Annotated in this window: 20 protein-coding genes and 1 pseudogene; 12 read left to right on the forward strand and 9 right to left on the reverse strand. The window is 62.5% G+C overall.

Annotated features, from left to right (window positions below):
* Positions 1-86: 86 nt before the first annotated feature.
* The 3 genes from F757_RS0102690 to F757_RS0102700 are packed head-to-tail and all read right to left on the reverse strand — an operon-like array spanning position 87 to position 4154.
* The gene (locus F757_RS0102690) at positions 87-1751 is read right to left on the reverse strand and encodes a tannase/feruloyl esterase family alpha/beta hydrolase (RefSeq protein WP_027210049.1); all 1665 of its coding nucleotides are present in this window, start codon (positions 1749-1751) and stop codon (positions 87-89) included.
* Positions 1752-1776: 25 nt separating this feature from the next.
* On the reverse strand, positions 1777-2784 hold the full coding sequence (locus tag F757_RS0102695) for an alpha/beta fold hydrolase (protein WP_232221339.1): 1008 nt from the start codon (positions 2782-2784) through the stop codon (positions 1777-1779).
* 20 nt (positions 2785-2804) lie between these two features.
* Positions 2805-4154, reverse strand: a complete 1350-nt coding sequence (locus F757_RS0102700; protein ID WP_027210051.1) for an MFS transporter — start codon at positions 4152-4154, stop codon at positions 2805-2807.
* A 123-nt stretch (positions 4155-4277) separates the two neighbouring features.
* Here F757_RS0102700 and F757_RS0102705 point away from each other — a divergent pair, with 123 nt between their 5' ends.
* Positions 4278-5186 carry a LysR family transcriptional regulator gene (locus tag F757_RS0102705; RefSeq protein ID WP_027210052.1) on the forward strand — a complete coding sequence of 303 codons (909 nt, stop codon included), beginning with the start codon at positions 4278-4280 and terminating at the stop codon, positions 5184-5186.
* Here F757_RS0102705 and F757_RS0102710 read toward each other — a convergent pair.
* Entirely contained in the window at positions 5161-6288 is a 1128-nt protein-coding gene (locus F757_RS0102710; RefSeq protein ID WP_027210053.1) for an SMP-30/gluconolactonase/LRE family protein, read from the reverse strand. The two genes, F757_RS0102705 and F757_RS0102710, sit on opposite strands and share 26 nt — an antisense overlap.
* Positions 6289-6678: 390 nt before the next feature.
* Between F757_RS0102710 and F757_RS32875 the strand changes: the two genes are divergently transcribed.
* On the forward strand, positions 6679-7452 hold the full coding sequence (locus F757_RS32875; protein ID WP_035466142.1) for a YkgJ family cysteine cluster protein: 774 nt from the start codon (positions 6679-6681) through the stop codon (positions 7450-7452).
* Positions 7453-7588: 136 nt separating this feature from the next.
* Here the strand turns inward: F757_RS32875 and F757_RS36980 are convergent.
* Together F757_RS36980 and F757_RS0102720 are read right to left on the reverse strand one after the other, a co-directional pair.
* Positions 7589-7699 (reverse strand): annotated as a pseudogene (locus tag F757_RS36980) (hydantoinase B/oxoprolinase family protein); the annotation flags it as partial.
* 140 nt (positions 7700-7839) lie between these two features.
* Entirely contained in the window at positions 7840-8853 is a 1014-nt protein-coding gene (locus tag F757_RS0102720) for a LysR family transcriptional regulator (protein WP_027210054.1), read from the reverse strand.
* 107 nt (positions 8854-8960) lie between these two features.
* Here F757_RS0102720 and F757_RS0102725 point away from each other — a divergent pair, with 107 nt between their 5' ends.
* From F757_RS0102725 to groL, 4 genes are all read left to right on the forward strand, one after another.
* A complete protein-coding gene (locus F757_RS0102725; protein WP_027210055.1) occupies positions 8961-9695 on the forward strand; it encodes an SDR family NAD(P)-dependent oxidoreductase in 735 nt (244 codons plus the stop codon).
* 121 nt (positions 9696-9816) lie between these two features.
* Complete coding sequence (locus tag F757_RS0102730; protein WP_027210056.1) at positions 9817-10413, forward strand: NADPH-dependent F420 reductase; 597 nt, start codon at positions 9817-9819, stop codon at positions 10411-10413.
* A gap of 485 nt (positions 10414-10898) precedes the next feature.
* The gene (groES, locus tag F757_RS0102735) at positions 10899-11189 is read left to right on the forward strand and encodes a co-chaperone GroES (RefSeq protein WP_008923887.1); all 291 of its coding nucleotides are present in this window, start codon (positions 10899-10901) and stop codon (positions 11187-11189) included.
* A gap of 53 nt (positions 11190-11242) precedes the next feature.
* On the forward strand, positions 11243-12883 hold the full coding sequence (gene groL, locus F757_RS0102740; protein WP_027210057.1) for a chaperonin GroEL: 1641 nt from the start codon (positions 11243-11245) through the stop codon (positions 12881-12883).
* Between the two features lie 165 nt (positions 12884-13048).
* On the opposite strand, the gene cysC is transcribed toward groL, so the two are convergent.
* The 3 genes from cysC to F757_RS0102755 all read right to left on the reverse strand — a co-directional run bounded on the left by cysC (position 13049) and on the right by F757_RS0102755 (position 16032).
* Positions 13049-13660, reverse strand: a complete 612-nt coding sequence (gene cysC, locus F757_RS0102745; RefSeq protein WP_027210058.1) for an adenylyl-sulfate kinase — start codon at positions 13658-13660, stop codon at positions 13049-13051.
* Positions 13661-13675: 15 nt separating this feature from the next.
* Positions 13676-14887, reverse strand: coding sequence for a sulfotransferase family 2 domain-containing protein (locus tag F757_RS0102750; protein ID WP_027210059.1), 1212 nt, complete (start codon positions 14885-14887; stop codon positions 13676-13678).
* 284 nt (positions 14888-15171) lie between these two features.
* Positions 15172-16032, reverse strand: a complete 861-nt coding sequence (locus F757_RS0102755; protein WP_027210060.1) for a hydroxymethylpyrimidine/phosphomethylpyrimidine kinase — start codon at positions 16030-16032, stop codon at positions 15172-15174.
* 282 nt (positions 16033-16314) lie between these two features.
* On the opposite strand from F757_RS0102755, the gene F757_RS0102760 reads away from it, so the two are divergent.
* The 6 genes from F757_RS0102760 to F757_RS0102785 all read left to right on the forward strand — a co-directional run bounded on the left by F757_RS0102760 (position 16315) and on the right by F757_RS0102785 (position 21745).
* Entirely contained in the window at positions 16315-16485 is a 171-nt protein-coding gene (locus F757_RS0102760; RefSeq protein ID WP_006047743.1) for a rubredoxin, read from the forward strand.
* Between the two features lie 299 nt (positions 16486-16784).
* Complete coding sequence (locus tag F757_RS0102765) at positions 16785-18194, forward strand: hypothetical protein (protein ID WP_027210061.1); 1410 nt, start codon at positions 16785-16787, stop codon at positions 18192-18194.
* 684 nt (positions 18195-18878) lie between these two features.
* The gene (locus F757_RS0102770) at positions 18879-19457 is read left to right on the forward strand and encodes a YqgE/AlgH family protein (protein WP_013338356.1); all 579 of its coding nucleotides are present in this window, start codon (positions 18879-18881) and stop codon (positions 19455-19457) included.
* Between the two features lie 10 nt (positions 19458-19467).
* Positions 19468-19908 carry a Holliday junction resolvase RuvX gene (gene ruvX / locus F757_RS0102775; protein WP_027210062.1) on the forward strand — a complete coding sequence of 147 codons (441 nt, stop codon included), beginning with the start codon at positions 19468-19470 and terminating at the stop codon, positions 19906-19908.
* On the forward strand, positions 19895-20434 hold the full coding sequence (gene pyrR / locus F757_RS0102780) for a bifunctional pyr operon transcriptional regulator/uracil phosphoribosyltransferase PyrR (RefSeq protein WP_027210063.1): 540 nt from the start codon (positions 19895-19897) through the stop codon (positions 20432-20434). Before ruvX ends, pyrR begins: the two co-directional genes overlap by 14 nt.
* 285 nt (positions 20435-20719) lie before the next feature.
* The gene (locus F757_RS0102785) at positions 20720-21745 is read left to right on the forward strand and encodes an aspartate carbamoyltransferase catalytic subunit (protein WP_027210064.1); all 1026 of its coding nucleotides are present in this window, start codon (positions 20720-20722) and stop codon (positions 21743-21745) included.
* The last annotated feature ends 23 nt before the right edge of the window (positions 21746-21768 follow it).

Below are 21768 nucleotides of genomic sequence, written 5' to 3' on the forward strand. Positions count from 1 at the left end.
GCGCCAGCCACTGAGCGCCGGCGCATGGCTTCACGATTCGTCTGCGCAATCTTTATTCCAGACGGTTCAACGATGCGGCCCTACGCTTACTGGTTCACGCACTGGTAGCTCGCGGCCGCGTTCACATCGCCGCCCATGTACTTCGGCCACGACGGATAACGGCATAGTGGTCGTGTTCTCCCAAGCGTCGCCGCGTTGAGGTCGCTCATCGCCAACGTCTCCGGGGTCTTGCCGCTTTCCACCCATTGGTCGAGCGCGGACAACGAATCGATGGCCGGATGGAACGGCCCGGTGCCGTGACCCACGCCCGGCATCAGATAAAACCGCACGAAACCGTCCACCCTGTTTTGCCCGAAGCGCTGCACGAGGCCGTTGTAGTAATCGGTGCTGGAATCCGTGCTCACGATCTCATCTGCGAGTCCGTGCGTCATGATGAGCTTGCCGCCCTTCGCGACATAGGCGCTCAGGTCCGTGCTGGTCGCATCGGTTAGCGCGGACACCGCCTGCACACGCGACTCATAAGCCGCAGGATTGAACGGATCGAACGTCAACGAATTGAAGGTCGGCACGCGCGTGACGAAATACTTGACCCATTGGTCGCCGGTCACCCATTGATTCGCGTCCTTCTTTCCCGCCGGATTTGCAGGCACTTTCGACTCGCCGAGGTCACGCGTCGTGTAAGGTCCCGCGAATACCGAGCCCGCAAGAATGTTGTAGGCCGCATACCGGGTCACGCCGTTGGCGAGCGGATACAACAGCTGCAATGGCGCTGCGATGGTCTGCACGGTCGCGATCTGCGCATCGGAGAGGCACGTATCGCCTGTGTCCGCGCCGTTCGCGCAGCGCACGGAGGCCAGCACCGTCGGCGATTGCGCCTTGCACGCGGCCACGTTCGAGATGATGCCGTCGGCGACACCGTCGAGCGCATCGCACGTACTCATCACAGCGTTTTGCAGCAGGACGGTCTTGGCGACGTCGAGCCAGCCCGCTCCGTTGTTCAGATACAGCGCACGCCCGAGCACCACGTTGCTGAGCCGCAGCCCCGTATAGTTGAGCGCCGGACGATTGGCCACAATACCGTCGTAGTCCGAGGGCCAGCGTTGCGCTTCGCTCAAGCCGTCGCGGCCGCCTGTCGAACTGCCGAAGAAATACACCTTGTCGGGCGCGCTCGAATAGCGCTTCCTGATCAGCGCCATCGCGACGTCATGCGTTTTCTTCAGGCTCAGGCCGCCGTAGTTTGCGAGCGCTTCATCGTTGGCGGCGAACTTGCCGTCGGTGATGCTCGAGCTCTGGTGCCCGGAATCGTCGCCGAAGGTCGCATAACCGTTGGCAAGCGGCGTCGCCGAACCGGCCGGCGCCATGTCGAGCGATTCGACGCCGGTAATCAGCGTGCCGTCGAAGCCTCCTCCTCCGTAGTGCAGCGCCTTGCGATTCCAGTTGGTCGGCAGATTGACCTGGAAGTTGATCGACGGTGCGGCCGGATCGACGGGTGCAATCGCACCGTTGACCTTGCAATACTCACCGCTCGTCTCAGTCAGTGTCGCGCTGGTAATCGTCGCGCCGCTGGTCGGCTCGCCGATCGACGATGCCGGGAGCGACAGTCCATTCAGCGACGCGCATTGCGTGGCTGCCGTGGGCGCAGGCGTCGAACTCGTCGAACTCGTCGAACTGCCGCCGCCCGAGGTATTACCGCCGCATGCGCTGATGCAAAAGCTGAGGGCGAGCGCCCACCACAACGGTCTGTTGTTCAATGTCGTCTCCTGTTTGAATTGACTGCTATTCGAGTGCGCCGCCTTGCTGAACGACGCCAGTTTCGACAAGCCGCGCGGCTGTGCCGAACAATGCGCATACGCCCGGCTGCGATACGAACATCGCGTCGCCGCTATGCCCCGCGCCCTGTACTTCATGCAACTCGTGCCGCAACTGCGGACGCCGTGCCTTCAAATACGCGTAGTAGGCGCGGCCACGCGCGAGCCGATGCGGACCTTGCAGCATCGCTTCGCATGAACGGTCGAGCGCCGGATGCGCCGGATCGTTGTCATGGGTGCCGAGCAGATAGGTCACGTTGTGATCCATATACCGACGCTCGAGCAATCGCGGATCGCATTCATCCGCATAGCGAGGCAGCCGTTGTGTGCCGTATTTCCAGTCATTAAAGCCGGCGCAAGCAACACTATGTTTCTGCGGACGCCACGCGTCGAAATACACATACGATGAAGGATTCGCGATTACATAACGCACGTGCACGTTGCGAACGGCGCATCGCGCTGCCGCGTCGCTGAGTATCGCGTGACGATGAGCGACCTGCGCGCCGCCCGAATGCCCTGCTATCACAATCTCGCGCATCTTTGGAAAGCGGCCGTTGTGCACGTTCTGCGCGTAGTGGTCGATCAGCGCGTCGAGCACATCGAACGAACTGAGCGGCGCCGGGCCCATTGCGTCGAGCCCGCCCATCCACGAAGTCCATTCCCAATGGAGCATCTCGCCCCCCAAACTGTGATGCTCCACATCGGCCGTCGCGAGAAACTGCGGCACGGCGAGGATCACGCTGTTCGCATCGACGGTGGACGAGGCGAGCGCACGCTGTGTCGAAAGAAGATAGGCGTCGGCGTCGCGCAGCCTGCCGTGCAGCATCACCACGACTTGTGTCGCTTCGGCGCGATCTGTGCTGCCCCCCGTGAAAAGCGGCACTTCAGCTTCGCCGCGTGGCGTCGACACGATCAGCCGTTCATCCGCGATGACCTTGACAGGCACTTCGTTGCGCGGGCGCACTTCATTATTCATGACAGCACTCATAGCGACACTCAGGCTCCGTCGCCCGGCCACCGGTCAGGCTCGCGGCGCAAACGCCGCCCCGAAGCCGTCATGCCGACCAGCAGCAACGAGACGATGCCCGCAAAGATCAGATACCACGCGGGCACGATGCGCGAGCCGGTAACGTCGATCAACGTCGACACAGTGAGCGGCGCAAGACCGCCGAATAGCGTGACCGCGAGGTTGTACGAGAGCGCAACGCCCGTCGAACGCGTAGCCGTGGGGAACAACTGGGTAAGCATGCCGGGATGCGCGCCGGACATGAAACTGAGCACGACAGTCGCAATCATTTGCGCGGCGAACACACGTTCAGGCGTCGGCGCGGCGAGCACCCATGCGAAGAGCGGCCACGCGGCGAGCACCCATACGATGGTGACGGGAAAGAACAGCCGGTAGGCACCGAAGCGGTCGGCGAGACGCCCGGCTAGCGGATAACCGACAATGCCGATCAAGCCTGAAATGGCCGTGCCAAATAGCGCATTCTTCAGCGGCAGATGCAACTGACGCTCGACATAGAGCGGCATATACGAGTGCCACAAATAATTCGTTGCGGCCCCAACGATAATCACGCCCATTGCACACAGCGCCGCATCGCCGTGCTCGCGAGCGAAGGTGCGCAGCGACTGGCGCGGTGCATGCCCGAGGCGCTCGCGCAATTGCACGAATTCCGGCGACTCCCCGACTTTGTGCCGGATGTAGAAGCCCACCGGTCCCACCAGCGCCCCCAGCAGAAACGGCACGCGCCAACCCCACGCCACGAGCGATGCGTGCGAAAGCTGTGTAGTCAGCACGAACAAGCACAGCGACGACAACAGCAACGCCACAGCCTGCGACGTCATCTGGAAGCTGCCAAAAAACATCTTGCGTCCAGGCGGTGCGTATTCCGTCAGCATCGCGGCGGCAGTGGCGAACTCGCCGCCGACCGAGAGCCCTTGCAGTATGCGTGCGACTATCACGAGCAGGGGCGCAGCGATGCCAATGCTCGCGTAACCAGGCGTGAGGCCCATCATCAGCGTGCTTGCCGCCATCAGAAGAATCAGCAGCGAGAGAGTCTTGCGCCGCCCATAGCGATCCGCACATGCGCCGATCACGACGCCGCCGAGCGGCCTCACCACAAAGCCGACCGCAAAAGTGGCGAGCGTCAGCGTGATCGAAACGAAGCCGTTGCCGACCGGGAAAAACACCTGCGCGATAGTTTTGGCGAAATAGCCGTAGATAAGAAAGTCGAACCACTCGAGACCATTGCCGATGACCGACGCGAGCACCGCCCGGCGCATCTGCGAACGGCTAAGCGGCGCTGTGCCCAACGTGGGCATGCCGGCTTGCAAAACGGTTTGCATGTGTCTCCTTTGCCTGTCTTCTGCTTGTGTGTTGCTTGTCAGTGAAGACTACGTGCCAGGCTCGCCAATGTAAAATACATATGAGACACGGTTGCCATATTCAACACATATAGCGGGCGAAGCATGGAATTGAGACATCTGCGTTATTTCCTTGCGGTTGCCGAAGAAGGCCAGTTCACGCGCGCGGCCGCCCGGCTGCATATCCAGCAACCGCCGTTGTCCCAACAGATTCAGGAACTCGAACAGGAATTGGGCTTCGCGCTTTTCATGCGGCAACCGCGCGGCGTTACGTTGACCGCGCCCGGCGAAACCTTTGCCGCGCGCGCTCGCTCGGTGTTGCTTGAACTCGATAACGCCGTGGTTCATGCGCGCCGGGTGGCGCAAGGACAGATCGGCACGGTGCGCGTCGCGCTCACGAGTTCGGCGGCGTTTCACCCGCTCACGCCCACCGCTATCCGCAACTTTCGCGAAATGTATCCCGAGATCGCGATCGAAATGAATGAAGTGAATGCGGCCGAGATTATCGAAATGATGTTGAACGATCGCGCGGACGCAGCGATCCTCCGCAAACCGGTCGACACGCCCACCGACTTGCGTTTTGAACTGCTGGCCGAGGAGCGTATGTTGCTGGTGCTGCCTGTCGGGCATCGGTTGATCGGCAAGCGTGCTGTCCCCCTCAAACAGCTGGCGAACGAGTCCTTCATCTTCGTGCGCCGGCCCGGCGCGCCGGGCATGTATGCGGACTTTATTCGCGCGTGCGAAGCCAAAGGCTTCGAGCCGCACGTCGTGGAAGAAGTGCCGCGCATGGTGACGGCAATCAATCTCGTCGCGGCGGGCGGCGGCGTGTCGCTCGTTCCGGCTTCCATGCACCGTTACCATCAGGAAAGCGTGCGCTATTGCCGCGTGGCCGGGGACCATACATTCCGCGCGCCTTTGCATCTCGTCACTCGCCGCGAGTTGCAGAGCCCCGCCGCGTCGCACTTTCGCGAGACCTTGCTTGGGTTCGTCAGCCAGCACCCTTATCGCGAGTGATACCTTCGATCATCAGCAGTCGCGAAGGCAACGCGTCTGGCTGGCCAGGCTTGAACCAGTTCATCTCGGGAATTCGCGAGTCGGTCAGATAGATCGAACCGTCGGGTCCTTCGGCCAGCGTGTCCGGCCAGATGAGGCCGGGCTCGTGCAAGAGCGTGGCAAGTGTCTCGCCGTCCCAGACCTTGATTGCATGTTGCTCGACTGCGGTAATGAGCAGCCGCCCGTGACGGTCGAAATGCAACCCGTCCGCAGGGCCATGCTCGAGCACCTTTTCGATACGATTGCCGGCCTCGTCCGCAGAAAGCGATGCATCGTCGAGGACTTCAGTCGGCACGCGGTAGATCGTTTTTCCTTTCACCGCTTGCCAGTACAGGTAGCGTCCGTCGCGACTCAACGCGATGCCGTCGGCCGAGAATTCGACGCCGCGACCATCGGGCCGCCTGAGCGGAACCCCGCCTGCGTGAACAGTGACAGTCGCGTCCATCTGCGTGGAGGGATGACCGTTCAGCACGCGGCGCGCGTTCCCCGTCACGAGGTCGACCACGACAATCGCGCCTTGCGTCCCGGAGTCGGTGATGTAGCCGATCCGGCCGTTGGCGCTTATCCGAATGTCGTTGAGGTAACTGCCTTGAGGCGCGATGTCGAAGTCGAATGCAATGCACTGCGCAACGCGGTTGGTGGCCAGGTCGACGCGAACCAGCTTCGGCGCGGACGGCACGACGAACGACTGCGCGGGCGCGCCCGGATCGAGCACACACAGATTGCCCTGCGTGTCGCACAACATCGCCTGCACGCAGACCCAGTGCTGGGCCGCGTCCATCTGATCGCGCTTCGCGTTGCGCCAGCTGTTCCAGCGGTCGTCCGGATAAGGGCGGACATCGCCATCCGGTGTCAGTACGGCGACGGAGATGGGGGCGTCTTCCGTCCAGCGTGGGAAATTGACGAATACGCGTCCATCGGCTGCAACGGCGACGCCGGTCACCTGATGCGCGAACGAGGCAATCTCCCGCAGATGCACGCCGGTGCCCTCGCTACCGGCTGAAACAGGCGCGGCCGTCAGCGGCACGCTGTCCGCTGAGGCACGCTGCTCGACTTCCTTCATATCGGCCTCCAATGCGTGAACCGTGAGTGGCACCCGAGTCGATGCCGGCCGTTCAAGTCCAGCACACGCTGTTCCCGAGTTTCGGCACCAGGGAGTGCGTGCCGTTAATGCAGAGGCTCCGGGTTTGCACGTGTGGGCCGCGCGGCGCAACGGCCTCACGACAGTCAGCTAGGTGTAAGCGGCGCAAACCCAAAATCGGGCATGACACTGCCCCAGAACTGCGAGACGAAAAAAATCCGTATGGCCTGTAAGGGAAGCGGCGTTCGCGCGACTAACCCCGACTGCTTCAGCTTGTTGCCACGCAACGAGAGGGCGGACGCGCTCCCTGGCGCCGACCGGCCATGAAGCGACACAACCGGACCGCGTCGCGCGACGCAAGGGCTATGAGACATGGATATCGATTTCAAGTGCACGATGTGCGGCAAGTGTTGCCACGATCTGCGTTTGCCGTTGACGGCAAGCGAGGCGGTTGCCTGGCTGGAAGCCGGCAACGATGTGGAGATTCTCTGCGAGGCCTTGCCGTGGCCGGAAGAGCCGCCCGCCGACAATCTTCAGGCGGCGCAAAAGCGTCGCCGGTCGTTTGCCGCGATGAGCGGGTCGTTGCCGGCGAGAGTCGTGGTCATTTTCGCGGGCACGCATGCAGGCCCCTGCCCCCATCTTCAACCGGACATGCGCTGCGGCATATACGAGAAGAGGCCGCTGGTGTGCCGTATCTATCCGGCGGAGATTAATCCATTCATCGCGCTCGTGCCGGAGCACAAGATGTGTCCGCCTGAATCCTGGACGCCTGGATCGTCGCCGCTGCTGCGCGCCGGCAAGCTGGTCGATTCCGACATGCTCGCGCTGATCCAGCAATCACGCGATGCCGATGCGAATGACGTCCCCGTCAAGCAGCAGGTGTGTGCGTTGCTCGGTATCAACCATGCTGGGGTGTCGAACGAGGGTTTTGTCGCGCATTCGCCTGATCGCGTTGAGCTGCTGGCAGCGCTGCGTCAGGCGAGCAGCGAGCCTGCCGTGCCCGCGTTGTCGCTGACGTGGCGTTTCGTATCACAGCGTCGAAACACTGTGGATGTGCTCGAGTCGGTGGGCGCGCTTGGTACTCTCGTCGATGCGAACAGTACTTTCGGGTTCCAATATCTGGGGCTTTCGGCGGGCTCTGATTAAGGGCGGCCGCCGCGCAATATGCACGCGTCAAGCGGCCGGTGCCACGCTATCCTGTGAGCGACCCGGCCGCGTGTCTCGGCGTTGCCTGCGTGACACGTGGGGACCACGCTTGCACGCAAGCCCCGATGCGAGGGAGTCAGACTTCCCCAAAGCCACCGCCTCCCGGTGTTTCCACCACGAACACATCTCCTGCCTGCATTTCGACACTCGCATGTGACCTGGAGCGACGATCTGACCATCCGCGCGCTCGACGCGATTGCTGCGATGAGTTTGAAAGCGGACCTCTACAGCCCGACCCGTTTCGGCCGCTCGCTTCCCGCGGGTCCGACTGACTCGACTCAAAGCACTGCTGCGATCAATCATCCCAGCAAGCAAACCTCCCGCCATCTACTTTGCAGACGTCCGACGAGCGTTGCCTAGCCGTACTAATTGTTTCGCAGGCTTGACGGGTTTCCGGGTTTTCTTCGTAGCGTGTGCGACCGCACTTGGCACAACACCCTTCGGGCAACTCCCGCAATCGCCAAGCCGCTCGACGAGCCGTGCCTCGCATTCAGACATAGCGTACCCGCGCCGCTGCGAGATCATGAAGGTGAGAGGACGCATGTGCCACGCGCGCCGCTTGAGTTCGACGAGCGTGCCGTTCGCAAGGTCTTCGTCAACCATATGTCGCGGCATGTGGCCCCAGCACAAGCCGCCCTTGAGCAGGTCGTGCTTCGCGCCGAGGTCGTTGACCAGCCACTGGCGTTCGCTGACCACGCCCTGTTGTGTCTTCTGCGCATCGGGCTGATTGTCGGTGACGACGAGCTGGACGTGCCGACCGAATTCCTCTCGCGGAATCGCCCCCGTGATTGCGGCAAGCGGATGCGATGGCGCACAGACGGTCACCATTTGCGCGTCGCATAGATGCTCGCGTTCTATCGTGGCTGGGCTCAGTTCGGGCACGTCGGTAATCGTCGCCGCCAATGTGCACGTGCCTTCGAGAACCAGACGCTCGCCGCCCTGCATGGTCGTCATGCGCAGATTGATGGCAACCGTTGGAAAGTCCGCCTGCAGGGTACGCAGGCATTCAATCAGGTGCGCACGCGGGAAATACGTATCCACGGCAATTGAGACCTGTGGGACCCCGGCGTCAGCAATTGAAGCCGCGCGCATTTTCATTTCCTCGGTGCGTGAGATCACCCCGCGAGCGTCCGGCAGCAGGCTGCGGCCCGCGGCCGTAAGCGTCGCTTTGCGCGTGTTGCGCTCGAACAGCACCACGTCGAAAGCACTCTCGAGCGCGTTGATCGCGTGACTGATCGCCGACTGTGCGCGCCTCAGCTCACGTGCAGCACCGGAAAAGCTGCCCTGGTCACACACGGCGACAAAGGCCCGGAGTTGGTTGATGGTGACGTTATCGAGCATGGTTATCCAAAAACTAGATGGTATTTATAGATTTTTAGTCAATTGGCTTTATGGATCAAGAGTCCGAGAATCGGGTTTCTCGTTTTTGTTTCCAGGGATGCATGCACATGAACAGACTTGATGGAAGGACTGCGGTGATCACCGGCGGCGCTACCGGCATCGGCCGCGCCGCGGCAAAGCGCTTCATAGAGGAGGGCGCGTTCGTGTTTATCTTCGGGCGCCGGCAGGAAGCACTCGACGCCGCGGTGGCCGACCTCGGCCCCAATGCCCGCGCCGTCAAGGGCTCGGTCTCCGATCTCGCCGACCTCGACCGGCTCTACGCAGCGGTGAAGGCAGAGCGCGGGAGCCTCGACATCCTCTTTGCCAATGCCGGGGCGGGAAGCCAGCTTCCACTCGGCAGGATCACCGCGGGGCATATCGACGAAATCTTCGACACCAATGTGAAGGGTTCGATCTTCACGGTTCAGAAGGCGCTGCCACTGATGAGCCGGGGCGCTTCGATCATCCTGACCGGATCGAGTGCCGGCACCACGGGCGCGCCAGCCTTCAGCGCCTACAGCGCGAGTAAGGCGGCCGTGCGCAACCTCGCTCGGACGTGGGCCGAAGACCTGAAGGGCACCGGTATCCGGGTGAACGTGCTCTCGCCTGGACCGACCGCGACCGAACTCGCGAAGGAAGCGTTAGGCGAGGAAGGCATGAAGGTATTCGCGTCGCTCAATCCGCTTCAGCGCATGGCCGATCCGGCGGAGATCGGGGCAGTGGCCGCCTTTCTCGCGTCGTCGGACAGCAGCTTTATGACTGCCAGCGAGGTCGCCGTTGACGGTGGCCTGGCGCAACTCTGAAGGGAAGATCAAATGACGCAATCACTAAAAGGCAAAACGGCTCTCGTTGGGTGACGGGCCAAACAATCGAAGCGAACGGCGGTTACAAGCTGTGACCGCACCGCGAAACGAAGGAGAAAACATGAGCTACGCAATCATCGGCTTTGGCAAGATCGGCCAGGCACTGGCGAGGGCGTTCGCCCGCAAGGGCATTGAAGTAGCCATTGCGACCACGCGCGATCCGCGAAGCTTTGCGTCCGATGCGGCCGCGATCGGACCGACGGTTATTCCGAAAACCTTGGCGGAAGCCGTCAAGGCGGACATCATCTTTCTGGCAGTCCGTTTTGAGTCGCATCCGAACGTCGCACAAGCACTGTCCGACTGGAAGGGAAAGATCATCATCGACGCGATGAACACGCAGGCTCCGCTTGAGGAACTGGGCGGTCTTCCTTCCTCCGCGTTCGTCGCGAAGGCGTTCACAGGCGCGAGGCTGGTGAAAGGCTTCAATCATCTGGTCGCTGCCGTCCTCGATCAGGACCCGGCCGTACAAAGCGGCCGGAGAGTCGTATTCCTCGCGAGCGACGATGACGGCGCCGCAGCGGAGATCGGCGCGCTTGCGGAAAATCTCGGTTTCGCGCCAATCAAACTCGGCGGGCTTTCAGAAGGTGGATGGCTCGTCCATGCGCGCGGGAAAAGCTGGGGTCAACTGATCTTCAAGGATTTGATCAAGGTCGACTGATCACAACGGCTTGACGATATTTCACCGAGCCGCCATTAGAAATATGAGAGGTGCGGCGTAGGGGGGGCGGGACTCGCCGATAGCGCATGGCCCCGTGCATGATGCATTGCGGAGTCTTCACTGGCTCAGTCCCGCTGATTCCACTGCCCAGGGTTTCCACTGACGTGCGCCGTTTTGCCGTGCCGCCCGTCAAAACTAGTGCCGAGGGAGCACCGGCTGCTCCACATCACGGCGATTTGAAAACCTTAGATCTTTGTTCTTGCAAGATGTTTTCCCGTTGCCCGGCACACATACAGCTCACGCCGAGGGGAACAAAGTTCAAGATTGAATGAATCTGAGCTGCTCCCCGCATCCCTTCTTGAATTTGTCACCACCCGTCCATATAATTAGCACTCGCTGCACGAGAGTGCTAACAACTTCGCCGGTTGGCTCTGCCAGCCGGGTTTTCCAAGCGTTCTTCAGTCTCAATCAAGAGAGGAGTATGTATGAACCTTCGTCCTTTGCATGATCGCGTGATCGTCAAGCGTCTGGATCAAGAAACCAAGACCGCGTCGGGCATCGTGATCCCCGAAGCCGCAGCAGAAAAGCCGGATCAGGGCGAAATCCTGGCGGTCGGCCCGGGCAAGCGTGACGATAAGGGCGCAGCAATCGCCCTCGACGTGAAGGTTGGCGACCGCGTTCTGTTCGGCAAGTACGCAGGCCAGACCGTCAAGGTCGACGGCAATGAACTGCTGGTCATGCGCGAAGAAGACATCATGGCCGTGGTGCAGAAGTAAGCGCAAAGCCGCTACTTCCCCGGTTATATCTCAAGAATTCAAGGAGTTAGAAGATGGCAGCTAAAGACGTCGTATTCGGTGATTCCGCCCGTGCCAAGATGGTCGAAGGCGTGAACATCCTCGCGAACGCTGTGAAGGTCACGCTGGGTCCGAAGGGTCGCAACGTTGTCCTGGAACGCAGCTTCGGCGGCCCGACGGTCACCAAGGACGGTGTGTCGGTCGCAAAAGAGATCGAACTGAAAGACAAGCTCCAGAACATGGGCGCGCAAATGGTCAAGGAAGTGGCTTCCAAGACCAGCGACAACGCAGGTGACGGCACCACGACCGCAACGGTCCTGGCTCAGTCCATCGTGCGCGAAGGCATGAAGTACGTCGCATCGGGCATGAACCCGATGGACCTGAAGCGCGGTATCGACAAGGCTGTCGCGGCTGCAATCGAAGAACTGCGCAAGATCAGCAAGCCGTGCACGACCAACAAGGAAATCGCGCAGGTCGGCGCGATCTCGGCAAACAGCGACTCGTCGATCGGCGACCGCATTGCTGAAGCAATGGACAAGGTCGGCAAGGAAGGCGTGATCACCGTCGAAGACGGCAAGTCGCTGCAAGACGAGCTGGACGTTGTCGAAGGTATGCAATTCGACCGCGGCTACCTGTCGCCGTACTTCATCAACAACCCGGACAAGCAAGTTGCCGTGCTCGAGAACCCGTTCGTGCTGCTGCACGACAAGAAGGTCTCGAACATCCGCGATCTGCTGCCGGTTCTGGAACAGGTCGCCAAGGCTGGCCGTCCGCTCCTGATCATCGCAGAAGACGTCGAAGGCGAAGCTCTGGCAACGCTGGTTGTCAACAACATCCGCGGCATTCTGAAGACCGTTGCCGTGAAGGCTCCGGGCTTCGGCGATCGTCGTAAGGCAATGCTGGAAGACATCGCGATCCTGACCGGCGGCCAGGTCATCGCTGAAGAAACCGGCCTGACGCTCGAGAAGGCAACGCTGGCTGAACTGGGCCAGGCGAAGCGTATCGAAGTGGGCAAGGAAAACACCACGATCATCGACGGCGCAGGCGAAGCCGCCAACATCGAAGCTCGCGTCAAGCAAGTGCGCAAGCAGATCGAAGAAGCGACCTCGGACTACGACCGCGAAAAGCTGCAAGAGCGCGTTGCCAAGCTGGCAGGCGGCGTTGCAGTGATCAAGGTTGGCGCTGCCACCGAAGTCGAAATGAAGGAAAAGAAGGCGCGTGTCGAAGACGCACTGCACGCAACGCGCGCAGCTGTGGAAGAAGGCATCGTTGCTGGCGGCGGCGTCGCGCTGATCCGTGCACGTACGGCGATCGCCGGCCTGAAGGGCGCTAACGCCGATCAGGACGCAGGTATCAAGATCGTGCTGCGCGCAATGGAAGAGCCGCTGCGCCAGATCGTCACGAACGGCGGCGAAGAAGCCAGCGTCGTGGTGGCGGCAGTTGCTGCTGGTCAAGGCAACTACGGCTACAACGCAGCAACCGGCGAGTACGTCGACCTGGTTGACGCGGGTGTCGTGGACCCGACGAAGGTCACGCGCACGGCGCTGCAAAACGCAGCATCGGTTGCAGGCCTGCTGCTGACGACCGACGCCGCTGTTTGCGAACTGCCGAAGGAAGACGCACCGATGCCTGGCGGCATGCCCGGCGGCATGGGCGGCATGGGCATGGACATGTAATTGCGTGTCCGCTTCCCGGTTGGACTTCGAAAGAGGCTCAATCGGGAGCTCGTGGAAAGCGCATCGCGAGGTGCGCCTCCCCAAAATCCTTAAAGAAAAACCCGCAGCAATGCGGGTTTTTCTTTGGCTTCATGCTTTTGCAGGCCCCGGTTGCGCAGCTACCGGTTATGCCGTAACCGCGAGACAGTGTTCGCGCAGATACCCAAAGATGCCGGCCACGCTGTCGCTCGGCGTTAACGTGGCGGTGTCGATAACGAGCTCGGGATCCAGCGGCGTTTCATACGGCGCCGAAACGCCGGTGAACGCTGGGATTTCGCCGGCCAGCGCTTTCGCGTAGAGCCCCTTCGGGTCGCGGCGCGCGCAGGTTGCGACCGATGCCGACAGGTAGGTCTCGATAAAATTGCCGGCGCCGATAATGTCGCGCGCCATCGCGCGGTCAGCGTGCATCGGCGAAATCAGTGCCGTGATGACAATGAGGCCGGCGTCGTTCATCAACTGCGCGACATGCGCCACGCGACGGATGTTTTCGTGGCGGTCGTGCGGGTCGAAGCCGAGGTCGCTGCCGAGGCCGTGGCGCACGTTGTCGCCGTCGAGCACGTAGCAGGCATGCCCTTGCGCCACGAGTTGCCGCTCGAGTTCGAACGCAATGGTCGACTTGCCCGCGCCCGAAAGGCCCGTGAGCCAGATCGTAACCGGCTTCTGACGAAGAATCCGCGTTCTGTCTGCAAGCGTGATAGCGCCGCGAAAGCGTTGCACCGGGCCGCTGGGTCGTGTCATTCCTGTTCCTCGAACTTAAACGCAGTGCCAACCTTGGCGCCATACGCCGGCGTTGTGCAGCCGCTCCGCCGAGTGGGCCAGAGCGACATGAAAGCCGTCGGGCGTGCCCGGCGGCAAAGCGATCGAAAAGCCGGCGTTGGCACTGGGGTAGCCCGCGTTGGCTACGTCTGGCCGAGGCTCGCCGCTTGAGCCGCGCGCAATGACTTCGCTGCCGACGCGCACTTCAAGCAGCACCTTTTGTTCCGGACGGCTAAGGTTCACGGCCCAGCCGGAGACGACACCATCGCGCACCGAGTCGACAAACCCGTCGTACATGTCCGCAAGCGTTTGCGCGGCGGTCCGCGCGAACTGCAGGTATTCGTTGATCGGTGCAAGGTCGAAACGGCCGATCACGCCATGTACCTGGGCGAGAAAGGCTTCGTCGAATCCGAACACTACCGACTTATGCAGGTGCGGATTTTCAAGTTGATTGATCTCGGACTGGATCTTGTCGACCAGTTCAAGGGCTTTCGTGAATACGCTGCCTGACCGGTGGGTGTCGGTGCGGATTTCGCGCCTGACATACTCGAATAGCTCGTAATCGAGGCGATTGTCGTCAATGAATTTCTGTTTCGCGCTTTCGGCCAACGAGCCGTGTGCTTTCGACGAACCGCTCGTTACGTTCGTCTCGAAGTAAAACGGCAATTCCAATCCGGTGTTTGCGCAAAGTCGGAGTAAAAATTCGCTCATGTTTTCGCAAATGCCGACCGTGCTGAAATGATGCTGGAGATTGGCTTTGGCAATACTGAGGCTGAGTTCGTCCGGCGCCGAATGCCCGCTCAACATTTGCACGAATATATTCCTGCCGCCCAGAGACTCGCTCACCCACTCGTCGAGTGAAAGCGTGCCGCGACGCACGAGCGCCTCGGTGGGCGACACACTTGCGCCGCGTGCGACTTCACCATTTTTTCCATTCAGTGCATACCGGTAATGCGATATCTGGCGCGCAAGAGGATCGCGCAGAATGGTGCAATAGGCGAGGGGAGTCTTCAGACTTCTGTGTATGCCATACGATTGATGACCCCCGCCAATATGCGTTTCGAGTAATCTGTTGCGGCAGTTGTCCCAGCCTTCTCTATCCCACTCGAACACAACGAATTGATCTTTGCCTTTGTTGAGGTCGAAGAACGAGATTACGGTCGATCCCCCGCTCTTTGGCGGGTGGATGAAAAAGGTGGGCGCGGACATATAACCATGTAAAGAATTACGATCTGCAAGTTTAGCGCGCGCTCGCGCGGCTGTTGTAACGTTTGTTTACATGATTTAAAAGCGCTTACGCCGCGGGGAGGCGCGGGCGGCCAATTATGCCGCGGAGTGGGTGCGACCCCGGCGGCAAAAGCGCCGAGTTACAGGGAGTTCGCAGATGAATGGTCAGAACTGAGACAGCCGGCCCGCACGGCTGCAAGGCGCGCCGTCACAGACAACGCGCCACGACCCCGGAAACGCGCAATGTGCGGTAAGGTGAAAGCGCGTTAGTGCCGGGCTTCCCCGGGAGCCGCGTCCTGGCCGCTGGTCGGTGGCGTTTCGTCGTCGCTGCTGCGCGCCCAGAAGAACCGGTCCGGCATGTATGCACCCATACCCGGCCGGAACGCGCTGCGTACCGCCTGGTAAAGATATTCCTGCGCTTCGCGAACGGCCTCCGCCGGCTCCTGGCCATTGGCGAGCAGCGCCGCGATGGCCGAGCCGAGCGTGTCGGTTATCCCCATGAGGCGGTTGCTGCCGCGATCCCACATGTCCTGACGCAACTGGCCGTCTTCGCTGAAAAGCGTATTGACGAGCCGGTGCGTGCCGGTTTCCGTGGACAGAATGTATTCGCAACCATGCGACAGCAGATGCGAGATGGCGGCGTCGAGGCTTGGCGCTTCCGCGTCGCCGTCGGGCTGGGCAAGTGCGAGCAACGTGGTCGCATCGGCGACCAGCAAGGTGGTTTGTGGCGCAAGCAGATCGGCGATAGCTTCGCGCAGTTCGTCGGCGGCCAGCACGTGTTCGTCGTCGAGCGTGAAGTCGGGAGCCAGAATCAGCGGAATGTCGTCGTAATCGGCCACCACCTCGGCAATCGCGCTCACTACTTCGGCGCGCGTGCAGGCGCCGACTTTGAACGCCGCGATCGGCATGTCCTCGAGCAGCATGCGCGCCTGAGTCGCCACCACTTCCGGGTCGAGCCCGTTGACCTCGTCGCATGTTGCCGAATCGCGCACGGTGTAGCCGGTGAGCACGGAGACGCCATGACAGCCCATGCTGGCAAGGGTCATCAGGTCGGCTTGCAGGCCGGAGCCACCGGTGGGATCGGAAAGGCCGAAGGTGAGGACGATCGGAGGCGTGTCGCTGGGCATGAAGATATAAAAGGAGCAATGTTTTGGCGCACTGAGTGTGCAATCGGCTCAATTATGCGGCCTAAACCGGCGCGGGGGCGTTTTTTCGCATCGTGACGGTGCGCTCCGCCTTGCGCGGCCACGCTGTGGCGCGACGCCGCACCGGATGCGGCCGCTCCTCGCCCGGTCTTGCGGGCGCCCGTTGCCGGGCCGGACTGGGCGTTTGCCATTGCTAGGCATGGGGGCGGCAACACGGTACCATCATGGCTCCCGTTTCCCCGGACTTCACAACGCGACACAAGAATGGAATATCAAAGCTGGATGTGCCTGATTTGCGGCTGGATTTACGACGAAGAGGCCGGTTTGCCGGACGAAGGCATTGCGCCGGGCACGCGCTGGGAGGACGTTCCCATCAATTGGACATGCCCGGAGTGTGGCGCGCGCAAGGAAGACTTCGAGATGGTCCAGATCTGAAGCCGGTTGGCGGCCGGCGGCGCGCGGCCGGCTGTGGCATCGCGCCGGAACGTCGCCGTATCGGCGGTGTCGCAACCGTAAGCTGAGATTGCCCGGTCGTTGCGGCGCATTGGTCGCTCAGCGCCGGTCGTTCAGCATTCGTCAGTGCGGTCGCGTCATCCGCGCATCGGTTGTTGCGTGTTTGGCGTGGCGCATTTCTCATTGCGTGTTTGTCATCGTTCAGTGGCCGGTTCGCGCGTGAGGCGCTCAGTCTGCGCGCGGCGCCCAACGGCGGCCCGCCGACTTTCTGTCGCCCACTCATGACTCTTCGATCCGCAGCCCCAGTTTCCTTCGACGCCTTGCCTAACCCGCGCGGCGGCGCTGTCCGTCCCGCGGAACTTGCGCTGGCGGAGGCGCTGTTGGCCTTCGAGCAGCACACCGGCTGCACCACCGCGCTGGTGCGCGCCTCGCACGCACTGCGCAGCGCCGGCTGGTTGAGCGCCACGCGTTTCGCCGACGTGCTGGTGCGCCTCTCGCCGCTGGCCGCGGGCGATCCCGCCGAGGCCGAGAGCGTGCGGCCCGGTTTTGGGACGGCGCTGCGCGATTTCCGGGCGGCGCTCGAGCGTCACAATCTTCGCGAGCTGGCCTGCTCGCCCACGCTCTTCGACCATTACCGAGTGCTGTGCGCCGATCTGGGCGAGCAGACGGCGGCATCCCCCGTTGCGTTCGAAGATCTCGCGCTGACCGCGCGGCCCGTGCCGCCCGTGTCCTTTCATGTGCAGCCGGCCGAGCAACTGGCTCATTTGCGGGCGCGCTACGAAAGGGCGCTGCTGCCCGTGCTGCGCTCGCAACCCGACAGCGGCAGCATGGCGGCGCGCGCGGCCACCGAAGCCGCGCTGGACGAACTCGACGCGGTGTTCACGGAACTGGCCGGCCCTGATCCCTACGATTTCTGGCGTCTCGCGAAGGCGTGTGCGCGCGCGTTGCGAGTCAGCGGGCGCGCGGCGGGCGAGCCGGACGCGCGCCGCTTTTACGCGCGCTGCAATCTCGCGCTCGCCGAGCATGCGCGCGGCATCGAGCGCGCGCAGCGCTCGCTCGTGCGGGCCACGCTGGCGCTGCTGTGGCGCGACTATGCGCTGTTCGGCGCGGCCGCCGAAGACGCCGACCAGGTCGAGGTGCTGCACGACTACGGCTTGACGGTCGACTGGCACGTCGCGGGCACCCAGGCATCCGAAATGCTGTGGGAAGCAGGCGCGGTCGAAGCGCAGTCGTTCAGCGCCCGTACTTCGCTGACGCGCGAACTCGGCGTGCTGAGCGTCAATGCGCATGCCTACGAAGATTTTCTGCAGACGGCCGATGCGGCCATCGCCGCGCTCGCCGACCATGCGCGTGCCGCCGATCAGCCCGAGAAAGCCGATCCGGGCGAAGCGCTGCAAGCGGGCGACGCTGCGTACCGACTCGGGTCTGCGGCTTGCGCGCTCGGCCTCGGCCATGTCGCGTTGCTGGCCGATGCGCTCGGGCTCGCGTGGCGCCGCCGCGCGCATGCGGGCGTCTCGACGCCTGCGGTGCGCGCGCATGTGATTGTCGACGCTCCTGCGGCCAGTGCGCTGGAACAAGCCGCCGAGGCGTTGCGGGCGACGCTGCACAAGGTGGCGGCGGGCGTGGCGCCGCCGGCGAGCGGCGCAGCGCTGGCCGCGCTGACGCGGGCGATCGAGCAGGGCGGCGCGTGACGGGTGCATAGCTGGTGCTTGAACGTGGATCATTGCGGCTATGCGGTAGCTTCAAACGCGCGCCGCCGCGGGAACGAGCGGCATGGAAAAGGCGCCAGAGGAGGCGACTCGACGGCGACTCAGCGGCTCAGCGGCTCAGCGACGTGTAAGCAGTGTCTCAGCGGCCCGAGAAGATGCGAACCGGCGGCGTACAGGCAGCCGTGTACAGGCCCCGGCGTACAGGCAGCGACCCACAAGCAGCGACGAACAAGCGGTGACGCACAAGCAGCGAAGAACAAGCAGTGACGCAAAGTAGCAGCGTACAAGCAGCAGCGCACAAGGAGCGACGCACAAGCAGCAGCACACAAGGAGCGACGCACAAGCAGCACCACACAAGCAGCGACGAACAAGCTGCAGCGCACAAGCAGTGACGCAAAAGCGGCTTCGCCAAAGGCCGTAACGCACAATCAGCGCACCATCGAAGAGCGCCACTGACGCGAGCCCGCTAACCCTGCGCAGCGGGCTCGCCAAGCCGGGCGCCATAGAACCGGCGCGCGGCTGAACACGCGGCATGGCGAGGGCCGCGTGCGTGATAGAGTGCAATATGATTCGCCGTAGATGGCTCGCGGTGCGCTTTCATGATCCACGTCGCCGCTCCACGCTCAAAGCCCGCCATCCTGCATCGTCTTTGCTAAAATCCGAACTATGTCCAAGAGTACCGATCGCATCAATCTGACCAACCAGTTCCTGATCGCCATGCCTAACATGGCCGATCCGACGTTTTCCGGAACGGTGGTTTACCTTTGCGATCACAGTGAGCGCGGCGCGCTCGGCCTCGTGATCAACCGGCCGACCGACATCGACCTGCAAGCGCTCTTCAGTCGCATCGACCTCAAGCTCGAAATCGAGCCTCTTCTTCACGTTCCGGTGTACTTCGGCGGTCCGGTGCAAACCGAGCGCGGCTTCGTGCTGCACGATCCGAAAGACGGCAATACCTACACGTCGTCCATGTCCGTGCCGGGCGGCCTGGAAATGACCACCTCGAAAGACGTGCTCGAGGCGGTCGCAAGCGGCACCGGTCCTGAGCGCTTCCTGCTCACGCTCGGTCACGCCGGCTGGGGCGCGGGTCAGCTCGAAGAAGAGATATCCAAAAACGGCTGGCTGACGGTCGAGGCCGATCCGAAAATCGTCTTCGACGTGCCCGCCGAAGAGCGCTTCGAAGCTGCGCTCGCGCTGCTCGGTGTCTCGCTGTCCATGCTGTCGGGCGAGGCCGGGCACGCATGAGAGGCGCCGCATGAGCCTGGCGCGCGCACGTGAGGCGACGCTGCTTGCGTTCGACTACGGCGAGAAGCGCATTGGTGTGGCGGTCGGCAATTCGCTCACCAAAAGCGCGCGGCCGCTCGTCATCGTGCAGAATCGCAGCCGCGAATATCGCTTTGCGGAAGTCGGCAAGCTGATTGCCGAATGGAAGCCGGACGCGCTCGTCGTCGGCTTGCCCATGCATCCGGACGGCACGCCGCATGAAATGACGCAGCTCGCCAGGCGCTTTGGCAACCAGCTGAACGGCCGTTTCAATTTACCCGTGACATGGGTCGACGAGCGGTATTCGTCGGTCGAGGCAGAGGCGGGTCTGCGCGCCAACAAGGGCCGCGCGGATCGGCTCGACGCAGAAGCCGCCAGCATCATCCTTCAGCAATATCTTGACGGACTTTCCGACAACCATGAGTTCCATTGACGCCGAAGCGCTATATCGCGCGCTGCTCGATCAGATCCGCTCTGCCTATGGCGAGAAGCTCGGTGCGGTCGAGGGCGGCGCCGGCGCCGCGCTTGCCGGCATTTACAGCGGTGGCGCGTGGCTTGCCGAGCGGCTTGCGCGCGACCTGAATCTGGCGAGCTTCGGCGTCGTCAATGTCGCGCTGCATCGCGACGACTACGCGAAGAAGGGCCTGCACGCACAGGCAAGCCCGACCTCGCTGCCGTTTTCCGTCGACGGCCGGCGCATCGTGCTCGTCGACGATGTGCTGTACACCGGCCGCACGATTCGCGCAGCGCTCAATGAGCTGTACGACTATGGCCGCCCGGCGGCGGTTGAACTGGCGGTGCTCGCCGACCGCGGCGGACGCGAGTTGCCGGTGGCGGCGCGCTTCGTCGGCGGGGTGGTGGAGGTACCCGCGGACGCCACGCTCGTGCTCGCGCGCGACGAAAGCGCCGGCGCGGGCGAGACGCGGTTCACGTTTCACACCGAAGCACGCGTTGATTAAGTGCTACGGCTAATCGGGCAGCGAGGTTGCAGCTCTTGCGGCATCTAGCAGCGTGGCAAGTGCGGCGCGAAAACCAGGCAGGCGAGGCGATAAAAGCGCCGCGCCGCCCGCAGGGTCCCGCGCCAGCCACGCGAGCCGCGTCGCCTGAGTGACCAGCAGCAAAACACGAAACAACACACGCAACAAAACACGAAACGTAAGCCGGGCGACACCCGGCAGCCAGCGCCCAACGCGCACTTCGCATCGCAGCCACACGTTCAAGCCCGTATTTCAAGCAGGTACATCATGAACACCGCCACCCAGGCCCCGCAGGACTCCGCCGATAGCGCCACCGAGCGCTTCCGTTATGGTTTTCTGAAGGGCAACCCGCAGCTCACGAAAAACGGCGAGCTCAAACATCTGTTGTCGATCGAGGGTTTGCCGAAGGCAATCGTCAATCACATTCTGGACACCGCGAGCCAGTTCGTCAGCGTGACGGATCGCGAGGTGAAGAAGGTGCCGCTTCTGCGCGGCAAGTCGGTGTTCAATCTGTTCTTCGAAAACTCCACGCGCACGCGCACCACGTTCGAGATTGCGGCCACACGTTTGTCCGCGGATGTGCTGAATCTGAACATCAATGCATCGTCGACGAGCAAGGGCGAATCGCTGCTGGATACGATCAACAACCTGTCGGCCATGCACGCCGACATGTTCGTCGTGCGTCATGCGTCGAGCGGCGCGCCGTATTTGATCGCGCAGCACTGCGCGCCGCACGTGCATGTGATCAATGCCGGTGACGGCCGTCACGCGCACCCCACGCAGGGGCTGCTCGACATGTACACGATCCGCCACTACAAAAAGGACTTCACGAATCTGCGTGTGGCGATTGTCGGCGACATTCTGCATTCGCGGGTCGCGCGCTCGGACATTCATGCGCTCACCACGCTCGGCGTGCCCGAAGTGCGCGCCATCGGCCCGCGCACGCTGCTGCCGGGTGGCCTCGAACAGATGGGCGTGCGCGTGTTCCACAACCTGGACGAAGGGCTGAAAGACGTTGACGTGATCATCATGCTGCGTCTGCAGAACGAGCGCATGAGCGGCGCGCTGCTGCCCTCGGCACAGGAGTATTTCAAGAGCTGGGGCCTTACGGCCGAGCGGCTCGCGCTGGCGAAGCCGGACGCAATCGTGATGCACCCGGGCCCGATGAACCGCGGAGTCGAGATCGACTCGCAGGTCGCGGACGGTCCGCAGTCCGTGATCCTGAATCAGGTGACGTTCGGCATTGCGGTGCGCATGGCGGTGATGGGCATTGTCGCGGGCAATAACGATTGAGCAGCGACTGATCAGGGACGGAT

Origin of the sequence: Burkholderia sp. WSM2232 (assembly GCF_000472545.1) — a bacterium.
Taxonomy (GTDB): Bacteria; Pseudomonadota; Gammaproteobacteria; order Burkholderiales; family Burkholderiaceae; genus Paraburkholderia.

What these genes read in the sequence shown, in the direction of transcription:
- F757_RS0102725 (WP_027210055.1), top strand. Translation starts at nt 8,961, where the DNA reads ATGAACAGACTTGATGGAAGGACTGCGGTGATCACCGGCGGCGCTACC.
- pyrR (WP_027210063.1), top strand. Translation starts at nt 19,895, where the DNA reads ATGAGTTCCATTGACGCCGAAGCGCTATATCGCGCGCTGCTCGATCAG.
- F757_RS0102770 (WP_013338356.1), top strand. Translation starts at nt 18,879, where the DNA reads ATGTCCAAGAGTACCGATCGCATCAATCTGACCAACCAGTTCCTGATC.
- groES (WP_008923887.1), top strand. Translation starts at nt 10,899, where the DNA reads ATGAACCTTCGTCCTTTGCATGATCGCGTGATCGTCAAGCGTCTGGAT.
- F757_RS0102705 (WP_027210052.1), top strand. Translation starts at nt 4,278, where the DNA reads ATGGAATTGAGACATCTGCGTTATTTCCTTGCGGTTGCCGAAGAAGGC.
- F757_RS0102695 (WP_232221339.1), bottom strand. Translation starts at nt 2,784, where the DNA reads ATGAATAATGAAGTGCGCCCGCGCAACGAAGTGCCTGTCAAGGTCATC.
- cysC (WP_027210058.1), bottom strand. Translation starts at nt 13,660, where the DNA reads ATGACACGACCCAGCGGCCCGGTGCAACGCTTTCGCGGCGCTATCACG.
- F757_RS32875 (WP_035466142.1), top strand. Translation starts at nt 6,679, where the DNA reads ATGGATATCGATTTCAAGTGCACGATGTGCGGCAAGTGTTGCCACGAT.
- F757_RS0102760 (WP_006047743.1), top strand. Translation starts at nt 16,315, where the DNA reads ATGGAATATCAAAGCTGGATGTGCCTGATTTGCGGCTGGATTTACGAC.
- groL (WP_027210057.1), top strand. Translation starts at nt 11,243, where the DNA reads ATGGCAGCTAAAGACGTCGTATTCGGTGATTCCGCCCGTGCCAAGATG.
- F757_RS0102720 (WP_027210054.1), bottom strand. Translation starts at nt 8,853, where the DNA reads ATGCTCGATAACGTCACCATCAACCAACTCCGGGCCTTTGTCGCCGTG.
- F757_RS0102755 (WP_027210060.1), bottom strand. Translation starts at nt 16,032, where the DNA reads ATGCCCAGCGACACGCCTCCGATCGTCCTCACCTTCGGCCTTTCCGAT.
- F757_RS0102785 (WP_027210064.1), top strand. Translation starts at nt 20,720, where the DNA reads ATGAACACCGCCACCCAGGCCCCGCAGGACTCCGCCGATAGCGCCACC.
- F757_RS0102700 (WP_027210051.1), bottom strand. Translation starts at nt 4,154, where the DNA reads ATGCAAACCGTTTTGCAAGCCGGCATGCCCACGTTGGGCACAGCGCCG.
- F757_RS0102730 (WP_027210056.1), top strand. Translation starts at nt 9,817, where the DNA reads ATGAGCTACGCAATCATCGGCTTTGGCAAGATCGGCCAGGCACTGGCG.
- F757_RS0102750 (WP_027210059.1), bottom strand. Translation starts at nt 14,887, where the DNA reads ATGTCCGCGCCCACCTTTTTCATCCACCCGCCAAAGAGCGGGGGATCG.
- ruvX (WP_027210062.1), top strand. Translation starts at nt 19,468, where the DNA reads ATGAGCCTGGCGCGCGCACGTGAGGCGACGCTGCTTGCGTTCGACTAC.
- F757_RS0102710 (WP_027210053.1), bottom strand. Translation starts at nt 6,288, where the DNA reads ATGAAGGAAGTCGAGCAGCGTGCCTCAGCGGACAGCGTGCCGCTGACG.
- F757_RS0102765 (WP_027210061.1), top strand. Translation starts at nt 16,785, where the DNA reads ATGACTCTTCGATCCGCAGCCCCAGTTTCCTTCGACGCCTTGCCTAAC.